We start from the raw sequence: 13,426 nt of genomic DNA on the forward strand, positions 1-13,426 counted from the left end.
TGTTCGCCTGCCGGCGGCGTCGGTGGTTGGTGACATAGTGGACGCCGTGCCTCATCCGACTTCTGCCGCGAAACCCGAGTCCCCGCGTCGTGCCGCGGTGTCGGCGAGTGGCGGCGCGGTCGAGGGACTCGATCCCGAGCAGAGCGCCGCCGTCCTGGCGCCGCGCGGACCGGTGTGCGTGCTGGCCGGGGCGGGCACGGGCAAGACCCGGACCATCACGAGGCGCATCGCCCACCTCGTCGACACCGGCCAGGTCAATCCCGGCCAGGTCCTGGCGGTCACCTTCACCGCCCGCGCCGCCGGCGAGATGCGCACCCGCCTGCGCAGTCTCGGTGTCGGCGGTTCGGGGGGCAGCGTCGCGGCCCAGACCTTCCACGCGGCCGCCATGCGTCAGCTGCGGTACTTCTGGCCCCGTGCCTTCGGGGACGCCCGGTGGGAGCTCCTGGACAACAAGTTCCCGCTCATCTCGCGGGCAGCCCGTCGCTCCGGCCTCGACACCTCGACCGACACGCTGCGAGACCTGTCGTCGGAGATCGAGTGGGCCAAGGCCTCGCTGATCTCACCGGAGAACTACGTCGAGGCGGTCGGCCGACTCGGCCGCGAGTCCCCGGCACCGCCGCCGAAGGTCGCGGCCGTGTACGGGCACTACGAGGACGCCAAGGTCTCGCCCGACGGGGACCGGTTGCTCGATTTCGACGACATGCTCATCTACATGACCCAGATCCTCACCGTCGAACCGGGTGCCGCGGACGAATTCCGTTCGCGGTACCGATGTTTCGTCGTCGACGAGTACCAGGACGTGACGCCGGTGCAGCAGGGTCTGCTCGACGCCTGGCTCGGGGAACGCGACGACCTGACGGTCGTCGGTGACGCCAACCAGACGATCTACACGTTCACGGGTGCCTCGCCGAACCATCTCTTGGATTTCAGTCGCCGGTTCCCGGAGGCGACGGTCGTCCGTCTCGAGCGTGACTACCGGTCCACCCCGCAGGTCGTCGATCTGGCGAACCGCGTCATCGGCGCCGCCCGGGGACGCATCGCGGGAACCCGCCTGCAGCTCATCGGACAGCGCCCGCCCGGGCCGGCGCCGCAGTTCGCCGAGTACGACGACGAGCCCGCCGCCGCGACGGCGATCGCCATCGAGATCAAACACCTCATCAGATCGGGGGTCGCGCCCGCCGAGATCGCGATCCTGTACCGCGTCAACGCACAGTCCGAGAACTACGAGCAGGCCCTGACCGAGGTGGGCATCCCGTACCAGGTGCGCGGCGGCGAGGCGTTCTTCGCGCGCACCGAGGTCCGGCAGGCCATGCGGCAGCTCGCGACGGTCGCTGGCCGCGAGGTCAGACCCGACGTGGAGATCCTCGACGTCGTGCGCGCAGTGCTGGGCGAGCTGGGTCTCAGCGAGGAGCAGCCGTCCGGTGCGCAGGCGCGTAGCCGGTGGGAATCACTGAAAGCGCTGGTCCAGCTGACCGAGGACATGGTCGCCGAGAACCCGGAACTGACGCTGCCGCAACTGTCGGCCGAACTCGCCGCCCGCGCCGAGGCGCGCCATCCCCCGACGGTGCAGGGCGTGACGTTGTCGTCGCTGCACGCGGCCAAGGGACTCGAGTGGGATTCGGTGTTCCTCGTCGGACTCACCGACGGGTCGCTGCCCATCAGCCAGGCGATCAAGGGCTCCTGGGAAGAGGTCGAGGAAGAGCGGCGACTGTTCTATGTCGGAGTCACGCGTGCCCGCGAGCACCTGCACCTGTCGTGGGCCCTGGCCCGCAACGAGGGCGGCCGTGCCCGGCGTCGCTCGCGGTTCCTCGCCGACCTCGTGCCCGACGACTCGCCCGCGTCGCCGATCGCGAAGGAGCGCGCGCCCCGCCGCGGACCGACGTGCCGGGTCTGCGGTTCCCGGTTGATGGATTCGACCGCGACGCTGCTCGGTCGCTGCGCCGGGTGCCCGTCGGATCTGGACGAAGGACTGTTGGTCTCGCTCAAGGAGTGGCGTCGCGAGCGGGCCCAGGAGAAAAAGGTGCCGGCCTTCGTCGTCTTCTCCGACAAGACGCTCACCGCGATCGCCGAGCAACGACCGACCGATACCGCTGCGCTGGTGGCGATCTCGGGAATCGGGGCGAAGAAGGTCGACGAGTACGGCGCCGACATCATCGAACTCGTCAAAACCGCAGGTCAAAAATAGGTTGTGCGGGTTTCGGCCCAGCGTCTATTCTGAGTCCCGTCAGTACGGGGATGGGTTGTGTGCGTCCGTCACACCAGCCCGCCACAGTCACCGACGACCGACACGAACGCGGAAAGCCACGAGACCAGAAGGGAGTGGATCAGTGAACGGAATCACCGTGAGCCAGGCCGGCATCTGCCAGTCTGCGGCGAACCTGAGAGCAGCCGACACGCATGCGCCGAAATTGCATGCGCTGAAGCCGAATCAGCCCGCCATCGCGCGTACCGGTCGCACCCGCTCCTGGATGCCGGTCGCCCGAGCGTGCACGAGCTTTGCACGCCCGGTCGCCGTCCTGCCGGCGGCTCTGCACCTGGCAGCCGAAGCGCGCGTCGCGCGAATCGCACCGCCCGCAGCAGCAGTAGCACCCGCGCCGCGTCGGTTCCCCGTTCTGTTCCGAAGTTCCCGGAGTTAGATCTCCGAGACATTCCGGGCCACGGGCGAATCGCAGAGGCGACACCCGTGGCCCTCTTTTTCTGTCACCGAATCTCCACCCCGATCCAGGGGTCTCGGACACAGAGCCACATCGAGGACTCGGGTTCAACACCCCAAACGAGCAGATGTGGAGAAACCAATGACTGTCGAATGCGTCCTCGAGTCCTGTATGTCGGCGGACCGCGCAGCGACCGCCCGGCTCGACCTGCCCTGCCAGGTCGCCGACGCAGATCTGTGGTTCGCCGAAGACCCCCGTGACCTCGAGCGTGCCAAGGCCATGTGCGCCGAATGCCCGTTGCGGGCCCAGTGCCTGCAGGCCGCACTCGATCGATCCGAGCCCTGGGGGGTCTGGGGAGGCGAGATCTTCGAGCGCGGAGCCGTCATCGCACGCAAGCGTCCCCGCGGTCGCCCGCGTAAGAACGTTGCATGACAACAACACCGACGCCGCGAGCAGAAATGCTCGCGGCGTCGGTGTCGTGTCTGCGGGGTGGTGTCAGTCGCCCAGGCCGGGGACCCACTCCTCCATGATGGCCCGGTACGGGGCATGCGCCTCGAGCTGCGAGGCGATGCCGACGCAGCCCCCGAGCACGCGGAAAACCATCACGAAACGCTTGGGCACGTTCAGGTTTCGTGACGTCTTGTACACCTCGCCGCGGACGTCGGTGGCCTTGCCCGCGGCTCGCTGCATCCACTTCCGGGTGAAGTGGAACGACTCGCTGTAGAGGGGATCGACGTAGGGACGCAGGTAGGCCTCGAGGTCGGCACTCGTCACCTTGTTCGCGTGGGACGGGCGGATGAACTCGGCGGAGATCATGAGTTCTTTGAGTTCGTCGTACTTCTTGTCCCGCGCCAGACGGAGAATCGGTCCGGTCTCGGGCGGGAGGCCTTCCGGATAGTGGCCGACCGCCCCGAAGTCGAGTACGCCGAACCGCCCGTCGGTGGCCCGGAAGAAGTTGCCCGGATGCGGATCGCCGTGGAGGAGTCCGACCCGGTACGGCGAGCTGACCTCGAATTCGGCCATCTTCGCGGCGGCGTCGTCGCGGGTCTGCTGGTCCCCGGTGGTGATGATCTTCGACAGCGGAACGCCGTCGACCCACTCCGAGACGACGACCTTGGGTGCACTCGCGACGACCTTGGGGATGAGGAAGTCGGGATGGCCGTCGTAGGCCTTGGCGAAGGCGCGCTGATTGTCGGCCTCGCCGAGATAATCGAGTTCGGCCTCGGTCCGGTCGATGAGTTCGTCCATCATCGCCTTGACGTCGGTGCCGGGGGACAGGCGCTGCAGGAGTCCGGACATGCGGGACAGGGTCTTCAGATCGGCCTTCAGTGCGTGGTCGGCCCCGGGGTACTGGACCTTGACCGCGACCTCACGGCCGTCGGACCAGATTCCCTTGTGTACCTGTCCGATCGACGCCGATGCCGCGGGCTCGTCGGAGAATTCCCGAAAACGCTCGCGCCACCGGGTGCCGAGCTGCTGGTCGAGCACCTTGTGGACCTTCGCGGCCGGCATGGGCGGGGCGTCGGCCTGCAACTTGGTGAGCGCTTCGCGGAACGGCTCGCCGAACTCGTCGGGGATCGCGGCTTCCATGATCGAGAGCGCCTGCCCGACCTTCATGGCGCCGCCCTTGAGTTCGCCGAGAACGGCGAACAGTTGTTCGGCGGACTTCTCCAGGAGCTCCTGGTTGACCTCGTCCTTGTCCCTGCCGACCATGCGCTTGCCGAAACCGGCAGCAGCCCGCCCGGCCATACCGATCGGAAGAGAGGCCAGTTTCGCGTTGCGGCGACCCTGTCCTTTGGTGATGTCGGTCATAGCTTCCTTTCCGCGTCACACAATAGACGACCTGGCTTGCTGATCCGGGGCGGGACGACAATCGCAGGCCGGGTGCGGCGACCATTGTCTGATGTCCAGCCGCGTCGGGTCATCTCGGAGCTCCAACACACGGTCCAGCAGCTGCGGATCGGGTCGCGGCTCCACATGCGGCCGGTCGCGTACGGCCTTCACCAATTGCTCGATCTGCGAGTGGGCCACCGCGGCGGTCATCGCCACGACGGCCGGGCTCGCCTGACCCGATGTCCGGATCAACTGGACGGCCAGGGCCGGCCATTCTGGGTCCGCGTCGGACCGGTGACGGTCGGCGCACATGAGGCAACTCGACAGTCCGGGGAGCACCAGTGGGCCGACGATGCCCACCCCGTCGCGGACCCGGACCAGCAGATGGGGGATCCGGGCGCGGGTCAGTGCGAACACCACCCGCGGATCGTGGACGACGAAGTCGGTCAGGATCACCAGGTCGGTGTCGACGGCATCGAGCGTCCCGTCGGGTAGCCGCCGCATCGTCCGTCGAGCTGACAAACCCATGCCGCGCAACGAATTCGACAGCTGTTCGCTGATCGGCCCCTGGCCATGGATCAGGATGTGGAACTCCGCGGCCGTGGGCGGGCGGTCGACAACCGCTCGGCCGGCCGACACCAAACTGCTCAGGACCAGATCGAGGTCGTCGTCGTGGAGGCCGGCCCGTCGGGCGCGGCGAGCGAAGGTGTCCGCCGTGCATGGATCCTCCAACGATCGAAGCAGCCCGGCGACGGAGTACGCCGACACCGAGGCGTCGAAGTCGAGGAGCAGGCTGTCGGCCGGATCGATGCCCACGCGGACCGAGTTGCCCGGCTGGACGATGACGGGCGTCCCCGGGAGCAGGCGCGGGACCGCGGGCGGAACAGCGCAGGGGGACACCGAGATGGCGCTGGAACTCGTCCGGGCTGGCGACATGCGGCAACTCTGCCAGCCGAACGCCGTCGCGGGCGCTCGGCGAGCAGGTTATCCACAGCATGGCGTGTTCCACCGGTGGTGTGGATTCCTACGATCCGCCTCGTGCCGAGTCGTCGCCGTCCTCGCTCCGGGACTCGTCGGTGGCGTCGCGCGCCTTCTCCTCGGCGATCGTCTTCTCGAGCTGTGCGATCGGGTCGTCGAGGTCGTCGCCGCCCAGGAGCCGGTCGATGAAACCCGCAGGGTTGTCGAGGTCGTCGGCATCCGGCAGCAGATCCGGGTGCGCCCACACGCCGTCCCTGGTCGCGACGTCGGTGGCCTCCAGCGCGCGGCGCCACAGCTCCGAGGCCTCGCGGACCTTGCGGGGCCGTAGCTCGAGACCGACGAGGGTTGCGAATGTCTGCTCGGCCGGCCCGCCCGACGCGCGCCGGCGCCGCATCGTCTCGGTGAGTGCCCCGGTACTCGGGATCCGGTCGCCGAGCGCTCGGGTCACGATCTGCTCCACCCAGCCCTCGATCAGGGCGAGCAGGGTCTCGAGACGGCCGAGTGCCGCTTTCTGCTCAGGTGTCGTGGTCGGCTCGAACGACGTCGACGAACTGATGATCTCCTCGAGTTTCGAAGGGTCGGAAAGCAATTGGGTCGGGTCGATCCCGGCGGTGGCATCGGTGATGCCGCTGAAATCGATACTGATGCCGCGGGCGTATTCCTCGACGGTGGTCAGCAACCGCTGACGCAGCCAGCCGACGTGGGTGAACAGGCGCACATGGGCGGCCTCGCGCGCGGCGAGGAAGACGATGATCTCCTGCGCCGGTTGTTCCAGACCCTCGGCGAACTTGGCGATCGCCTCGGGGAGCAGGACGGCGATCCCCTCGGGCGCCAGCGGCAGCCCGACGTCGGTCGACGTCAGCACCTCCTTGGCGAGCTGACCGAGCCCCTGTCCGAGCTGGGTGCCGAACGCCATGCCGCTCATCTGGGTCAGCATCCCGATCATCGGGCCGGCGAACTGGGCCGCCTCGGCGGGGAGGTTGTCCTGCCAGGTCCGGGCCAGCTGCTCGGCGACCGGGTCGCAGAGACCCTTCCACGTGTCCATCGACTCCTCGAGCCATTGGACCGGTGTCCACGCCACCGTCTGGGTGACGCCGCTGGGGAAATTCGTCGCGTCGTCGAGCCAGACGTCGGCGAGCCGGACGGCATCGGCCGAGGCCGAGATCTCCTTCTCGAGGATCGGGGTGAACGAACCGATCTGCTGGCGGGCGAGATTGGTCGCGACCGAGTAGTTCACCGGACCGTTTCCGCCGCCCGCCATGCCCGCGCCCATACCGCTGAACATGCTGCCCAGTTGCGAGAACATCTGGCCGATCATGTTGGGATCGAACTTCGAGGGGTCGAAGTCGCCGCCGGGGCCGCCTCCGAACCCCTGCCCGCCCCCGAATCCGAACGGGTTGGCCCCGCCGAACGGGTTGCCACCGGGATTGTCGCCCGGCTTGTTCTTGTCACCGCTGTTCTTGTCGCGGTCGTCATCGCCGTCACCGGACGACGAGAAGCCGAAGGGCAGATCACTCATGGGTTCCACCGTACCGCCCGGTGAGGCCCGCAAACGGCGACGACTGTTCGCCCTGCGCGTAGTCGGCTCATGGTCGCCGGCGCATCCGACTCGTGGTCGCTGCGGGGCACTATCGTGTGCGGAATGAGTTCGAGCCCCCGATTCCGGAGAATCGCCGCGGCCGCGGTCTCCACCGTGGTTCTGCTGGCGTTGCTGGTGCTCGGCACGCAGGTGCAGGTGCCCTACGCCGCGCTCGGGCCCGGACCCACGCTCAACACCCTGGGCACGACGAAGGTGGACGACGACGGGGCAGTGGTGGAGCGCAAGGTCGTGCAGATCGACGGTGCGCCGACCGATCCGACGACCGGCCACCTCAACCTCACCACCGTCTCGGTGCGGGACGGGATCTCGCTGTTCGACGCTCTGGGCATGTGGGTGTCGGGCACCTACTCGCTCACGCCGCGCGACCAGGTCTATCCGCCCGACCGCACCACCGAGCAGGTTCAGGAGGAGAACGCGCAGCAGATGACGGGGTCCGAGGAGAACGCGACGGTCGCCGCGCTCCGTTACCTCGATCGTCCCACCGCGTTGCGCATCGCGAGCGTCGCACCCGACGGGCCCGCGGTAGACGTGCTGCGCGCAGGCGACGAGGTCGTGGCGGCCGGCGGCGTGCCGGTGGAAACGGGTGAACAGCTACGGAAGGTCGTCGGCGACAATCCGCCGGGGACCGTCCTGCCCATCGAGATCGTCCGCGCCGGTGCCCGGCAGACCGTGTCGGTGACCCTCGGCACGCATCCGGCCGACTCCGAGGCCGGGTATCTGGGCGTCGTTCCGGAGGTGGTCGATGCCGATCCGCGCCTCGAGGTCACCTACAACGTGGGGGACATCGGTGGACCGTCGGCGGGGATGATGCTGGCACTCGCGGTCATCGACCAGCTGAGTCCCGGCGAGCTGACCTCCGGCAAGTTCATCGCGGGCACCGGCACGATCACCGACGAGGGGGTTGTCGGTCCCATCGGCGGGATCACGCACAAGACCCGGGCCGCCCGCGACGCCGGCGCGACCGTCTTCCTGGTCCCGGCCCGCAACTGTGCCGAGGCGGTCTCGGAGCGACCGGACGGATTGGAGCTGGTGAAGGTCGACACCCTCGAGGGCGCTGTCGACGCGCTGAACGCGGTCGGCGCGGGCCGTCCGGCGCCGAGCTGCTGAGGCTCGCCAGGACTGCCGCGTCAGCCCCGGTCGGACGACTCCGGTAGATCGGGAGCGAAGGTGTCGCGCAGCGCGGCCCGCAGTTCGAGCGCCAGTTGCGGGTGGGTCAGTAGTTCGGGTTCCCCGTCGGGTTCGGGTCGAAGGCGCATCAGCGCGAGATCGGCGCCGGTGCGCAGCACCCCGACCACCAGCCGCGCAACCTCCTCGCCCGGCTGGTGATCGCCGGTGTCGGTGACCACGAAGCGGGGCGTCCGGTCGTCGTCGTCCTCGGGATCGGCGATGACGATCTCCATACTCACCGCCGCCCCGGCGACCTCCTCTGGCCAGACCGCCGAGGCGAGGAACTCGTCGAGGTCGTCGACGTCTTCCTCCACCGGGGTGAACACCGAACCGTCGTCGGCGATCACCTCGGGAAGCTGTGCGTGGAGGAGGTCGGTCGGCGCCAGCGCGAACACGGTCGGTGACTGACCCCAGCCACGGGAGTCGAGGTGTTCGATGATCTCGTTCAACGCGCTGCCGAGATCGTCGGTGGAGAAGGCGCGTGGGGTCGTCGGGAGGTCGGGCACGTGCTCATCCTGCCCCGGATCGCGGTGCGACCGCGAGTCTGCGAACCCGCCCGGGAACCGCCGAGGTGTGGCGATCGTTGAGCGGGCGCCCCGAGTGAGATGGTCACCCGGGTGGTGCCAGTACAGTGGGCACCACGCCCAGCAGGCACGTGTGCGCGGGTGGTGTCCGGATTGAGAGCTTTGGAGAGTGGGTCTGGTGGGCGTCCGAGGGCCGGCGGGAATGCCGACACTGTCACGCAGGAGCAAGATCATCATCGGGCTCGGCGTGGCCGTCCTGGTGCTGTTGCTCGTCGGGCCGCGCCTGATCGGTCTCGCGACCGACTGGCTCTGGTTCTCCGACGTCGGGTATTCGAGCGTCTTCACCAAGGTGATCTGGACGCGCGTGATCCTGTTCCTGATCACGACGATCGTCGTCGGACTCATCATCTTCGGGGCGGTCTCCCTGGCGTACCGCAGCCGCCCGGTGTTCGTACCGACCGCGGGCCCGAACGATCCGCTCGCCCGGTACCGCACGGCCATCATGGGCAAGGTCCGCTGGTTCGCCATCGTCCCGGCGGTGATCATCGGCGCCCTGGCCGGCCTGGTCGCGCAGGGGTCCTGGGCGACCGTCCAGATGTTCCTGCACGGCCAGTCGTTCGGTCGGACAGACCCGCAGTTCAATCTCGACATCGGGTTCTACGCCTTCGACCTGCCGTTCTTCCGCTTCGTGCTCAACCTGCTGTTCGTCGTGGTCGTGGTGGCCTTCCTGGCGAACCTGGTCACGCACTACCTGTTCGGCGGTATCCGTCTGGGGCAAGGCGGTGGTTCGGTCACGACCGCGGCACGCATTCAGCTCGCGGTGCTGGCGGGCACCTTCCTGCTGCTGAAAGCGGCCGCCTACTGGCTCGACCGGTACACCCTGCTGTCCAGTCAGCGGAAGGCCGAGATCTTCCCGGGGGCGAGTTACACCGACATCAACGCGGTGCTGCCGTCGAAGCTCATCCTGATGGCGATCGCGATCATCTGTGCGGTGGCGTTCTTCGCCGGGATCGTGCTCCGCGACCTGCGGGTGCCGGCACTGGCCACCGTCTTGATGTTGTTCTCCGCGTTGCTCATCGGGGTCGGCTGGCCGCTGACGATGGAGCAGTTCTCGGTCAAGCCGAATGCCGCGCAGAAGGAAGCCGAGTACATAGAACGCGCGATCACCTCGACCCGCGAGGCGTACGGGATTGGGCCGGACAAGGTCATCACCCAGCCGGGCTGGACCGCCGGACCGGCAAACCCGGCGCTGGTGAACAGCGATGAACCGACGCTGTCGAACGTCCGGATCCTGGACCCGAATGTGGTGTCCCCGACGTTCATCCAGCAGCAGCAGCGGCAGAACTTCTACGGATTCCCGACGCAGCTGGCGGTCGACCGCTATCGCATCGACGGCGAGCTCCGTGACTTCGTGGTGTCGGTGCGCGAGCTCGATCCGAGTCGCTATCTCGAAAACCAGCAGAACTGGCTGAACAAGCACCTCGTGTACACCCACGGCGACGGGTTCGTCGCCGCCCCGGCCAACCGGGTGAAGGAGTCGACGGACGTCAACAACGTCGACGGTGGCGGCGATCCGTTCTACTACGTCAGCGACACCTCGAACTACCAGACCGAGGAGTACAAGCGGGACGCACCGATCAAGGTGTCACAGCCGCGCATCTACTTCGGCGAACTGCTTGCGAAGATCGACCCGGATTACGCGATCGTCGGTTCCGACGACGGGCAGGCTCGTGAGCACGACATCGGCGACGACAAGTACACCTACCAGGGGCCGGCGGGAGTCTCGCTCGGCAACTGGTTCGCCCGAGCCCTCTATGCCGGCAAGTACGCCGAGCGGAACTTCCTGCTCTCGGGCGAGATCAACTCGGCATCGAAGATCATCTACAACCGCGACCCACGGGACCGCGTCGAACAGGTCGCACCGTGGCTGACGGTCGATTCGAAGACGTACCCCGCGGTGATGGAGGACGGCTCGATCAAGTGGATCGTCGACGGTTACACCACCCTCGACGACTACCCCTACTCGCAGCCCACGTCGTTGCAGAGCGCGACCGCCGACGCGCAGGACCTCAACCCGGGCCAGACCGGTCGGACGCAGATCAACAAGACCGTGTCCTACGTGCGCAACTCGGTGAAGGCGACCGTCGATGCCTACACCGGCGAGGTCGAGCTGTATCAGTTCGACTCCGACGACCCGGTGCTGAAGACGTGGATGGAGGTCTTCCCGGGCACGGTCAAGTCCCGCGCCGACTTCGACGCGCAGACCTCCCTGCGGGATCACGTCCGCTACCCCGAGGACATCTTCAAGATCCAGCGGTCGCTGCTGACCCGCTACCACGTCGATTCGCCCCAGACGTTCTTCCAGGCGAGCGACTTCTGGTCGGTGCCCTCCGATCCGACGGACCCGGACGCCGAGCAGCGCGGCCTGGACCAGCCCCCGTACTACTTCGTGGCCTCGGATCCGGAGAGCGGTGAGCCGACGTTCCAGCTGACCTCGGTGCTGACGCGACTCAACCGACCGATCCTGGGCGCCTATGTGACCGTGTCGTCGAATCCCGAGAACTACGGTCAGATGACGGTCAAGCAGTTGCCCAGCAACTCCCAACGGTCCGGTCCGCAGCAGGCGTTCAACCCGATGCGCACCGACCGGACGGTGGCGGAATCACTGAAGTCGCTCGAGAACACGGCGACGGTGACCTTCGGCAATCTCCTCACGCTTCCGGTGGGCGACAACGGCATCCTGTACGTCGTCCCGTTGTACGCACAGGCCCAGGGCGAAGAGGCCTTCCCCCGTCTGTTCCGTGTGATCACGAGGTTCGAATCGGCAGACCGGGTATCCGGGATCGGTTATGCACCCACGACCCGCGAGGCTCTGCGGCAGGTCGGCATCACGCCCGCTGCCGGAGTGGTCCCCGGCGATCAGCAGGCACCGCCCGCGCCGGACCAGGCCGGAACGCCCGCACCGCCCACGCCGGCACCGAATCAACCTCCGCAGCAAGGTGATTCGCCGGAGCGGGACGACGCGGCAAACGCCATCAGTGACGCGATCACGGCTCTCCGCCAGGCTCAGCAGAGTGGCGACTTCGCAGCGTACGGCGAGGCGCTCGACCAGCTGAGTCAGGCGGTTGCCCGCTACGAGTCGCTGGCGGCTCCCAACTAGTCGAACGACGACCCAGGCCGGGCGCTATCTGCGAGTCATACCGCTATCCGCGGTATTTCCGCAGGTAGCGCTCGGTTTCGTTGGGGGTGTTGTCTGGGAGCACCGGGCTGTGGTGGTGCCGATGGCCCAGCGAGAAGAAGATCGACACCGCCGTGGTGAAAGCCGCGACCATCAGCAGGCCGCAGATGATCGCGGGGCCGACATTTCCGACCGCCATGTGGACCAGCCAGAGCGCGGCCATGGCGAATCCGGTCAGTGCCAAGACGAATCCGACGAAACTCATCGGATGGTTCCCATGGCTCTCGTGGTGGAAGCGGTGGGTGTTCATGGTTCCTCCTCGGCGGGGCGTCTCGTGAGCCGAGTGTACGCCGGATGTGACCGGCATCACATTCAACAGCGGCGACGGACGGGTCGTCCGGGTCGTCACGTCACCTGGGGAAATCGAGGTACGAGTGACCGCCGTCACTGGCATTTCCCCAGGTCGGGTGGGGTTGGAGTATCGATTTGCATCGCTGACAAACCGGTGTGTAACGTTGTGTTCACCAACGCGGGGTGGAGCAGCTCGGTAGCTCGCTGGGCTCATAACCCAGAGGTCGCAGGTTCAAATCCTGTCCCCGCTACCAACACCAAGAACCCCCGCCCGGGACATCCGGGCGGGGGTTCTTGCTATGTGCGGTCCTGTGAAGGCGGGGCAAGCCCGACGCTTCGGGAACCCAACCGGGCAACCGGGCAGACCCGGTTGCGACTGCTTCAGCGGTGGATCACGCGCTCTGGTCGATCCCCGTGGCGCAGTCGCGGCCCGGTGTGCCGGCCGAACAGTGTGCGAAGTCTGCACCTTCGGGTCGTCATATCGAGCATTGGACCCACTCTGACCAGGCGATTTGACGACGGGTAAGGCAGTGCGTAACTTATGTCGAGTCAGCGAGCCACGGCGCCGCCCCGGAGGATCTGGAAGGGTCTGATGGCGGGGAGTGGAGACCGGGTTTGTCGTTGACCGCCCCTTGTTTGTTCTGGTTCGGGACCGTGTGTTCCGGGTAGAGTGTTCGGGGTTGCTGGATTCTCCTGGGTTCGGAATTCTTCGGGGTTGCGGGCTGCGGGATGGGTCTGGTAGGTTGGAAGAGTTGCCTCGGAGACGGGGTGGCTGGCAAGGTTGAATACGAAGTCTGCTGGTGAGAGCCCTGATTTGGGGTGGGTAGCTGGTGGGTGTGTGTTCTTTGAGAACTCGATAGTGTGATGATGAATTGTCTGATGCCAATGTGGCATCGTGCATCTGTTGTGGATGTAGATGTTTGTTTTTTGTGTGGCGTCCGGGCCTCGTCCTGGGTGTCACGTTTTGCTAGGTTTATTTTGGTCAGGTTTTGCTTTCCTGATTGTGTTGAAACGCCGGCCTTTTGGGGTTGGTTTTTGTTTCACTGTTTTTTCATGGAGAGTTTGATCCTGGCTCAGGACGAACGCTGGCGGCGTGCTTAACACATGCAAGTCGAACGGAAAGGCCCAGCTTGCTGGGTAC

The 13,426-nt window shown here is 66.8% G+C and carries 9 protein-coding genes, 1 tRNA gene and 1 rRNA gene; 6 read left to right on the forward strand and 5 right to left on the reverse strand.

Translation table 11 applies throughout. From position 1 onward, the window contains the following. Positions 1 to 37: 37 nt before the first annotated feature. Positions 38 to 2,185, forward strand: a complete 2,148-nt coding sequence (locus ACFVHY_RS20430) for an ATP-dependent helicase (protein ID WP_390275132.1) — start codon at positions 38 to 40, stop codon at positions 2,183 to 2,185. Positions 2,186 to 2,795: 610 nt separating this feature from the next. After that, the gene (locus ACFVHY_RS20435) at positions 2,796 to 3,086 is read left to right on the forward strand and encodes a WhiB family transcriptional regulator (protein WP_058251888.1); all 291 of its coding nucleotides are present in this window, start codon (positions 2,796 to 2,798) and stop codon (positions 3,084 to 3,086) included. 63 nt (positions 3,087 to 3,149) lie between these two features. Here ACFVHY_RS20435 and ACFVHY_RS20440 read toward each other — a convergent pair whose 3' ends face one another. The 3 genes from ACFVHY_RS20440 to ACFVHY_RS20450 form a co-directional block, all read right to left on the reverse strand. After that, positions 3,150 to 4,466, reverse strand: a complete 1,317-nt coding sequence (locus ACFVHY_RS20440; RefSeq protein WP_058251887.1) for an AarF/ABC1/UbiB kinase family protein — start codon at positions 4,464 to 4,466, stop codon at positions 3,150 to 3,152. 15 nt (positions 4,467 to 4,481) lie between these two features. Next, a complete protein-coding gene (locus tag ACFVHY_RS20445) occupies positions 4,482 to 5,423 on the reverse strand; it encodes a hypothetical protein (protein ID WP_390275133.1) in 942 nt (313 codons plus the stop codon). Between the two features lie 88 nt (positions 5,424 to 5,511). Next, positions 5,512 to 6,984 carry a zinc-dependent metalloprotease gene (locus ACFVHY_RS20450; RefSeq protein WP_390275134.1) on the reverse strand — a complete coding sequence of 491 codons (1,473 nt, stop codon included), beginning with the start codon at positions 6,982 to 6,984 and terminating at the stop codon, positions 5,512 to 5,514. Positions 6,985 to 7,107: 123 nt separating this feature from the next. Here ACFVHY_RS20450 and ACFVHY_RS20455 point away from each other — a divergent pair, with 123 nt between their 5' ends. After that, complete coding sequence (locus tag ACFVHY_RS20455; RefSeq protein ID WP_390275136.1) at positions 7,108 to 8,172, forward strand: PDZ domain-containing protein; 1,065 nt, start codon at positions 7,108 to 7,110, stop codon at positions 8,170 to 8,172. A 20-nt stretch (positions 8,173 to 8,192) separates the two neighbouring features. On the opposite strand, the gene ACFVHY_RS20460 is transcribed toward ACFVHY_RS20455, so the two are convergent. Continuing rightward, complete coding sequence (locus ACFVHY_RS20460) at positions 8,193 to 8,738, reverse strand: PPA1309 family protein (RefSeq protein WP_390275137.1); 546 nt, start codon at positions 8,736 to 8,738, stop codon at positions 8,193 to 8,195. A gap of 220 nt (positions 8,739 to 8,958) precedes the next feature. Here ACFVHY_RS20460 and ACFVHY_RS20465 point away from each other — a divergent pair, with 220 nt between their 5' ends. After that, entirely contained in the window at positions 8,959 to 11,916 is a 2,958-nt protein-coding gene (locus ACFVHY_RS20465) for a UPF0182 family protein (RefSeq protein WP_390275138.1), read from the forward strand. Between the two features lie 43 nt (positions 11,917 to 11,959). Here the strand turns inward: ACFVHY_RS20465 and ACFVHY_RS20470 are convergent, their stop codons facing one another. Then, positions 11,960 to 12,244 (reverse strand): hypothetical protein, encoded by a 285-nt coding sequence (locus tag ACFVHY_RS20470; RefSeq protein ID WP_058251883.1) that lies wholly within the window; start codon positions 12,242 to 12,244, stop codon positions 11,960 to 11,962. 218 nt (positions 12,245 to 12,462) lie between these two features. Here ACFVHY_RS20470 and ACFVHY_RS20475 point away from each other — a divergent pair. Continuing rightward, positions 12,463 to 12,539: transfer RNA gene (locus ACFVHY_RS20475), tRNA-Met, on the forward strand. A gap of 796 nt (positions 12,540 to 13,335) precedes the next feature. Beyond that, positions 13,336 to 13,426, forward strand: a 16S ribosomal RNA gene (locus ACFVHY_RS20480); the annotation flags it as partial.

This window comes from Gordonia sp. NPDC127522, from assembly GCF_042672305.1.
Lineage (GTDB): Bacteria > Actinomycetota > Actinomycetes > Mycobacteriales > Mycobacteriaceae > Gordonia > Gordonia hongkongensis.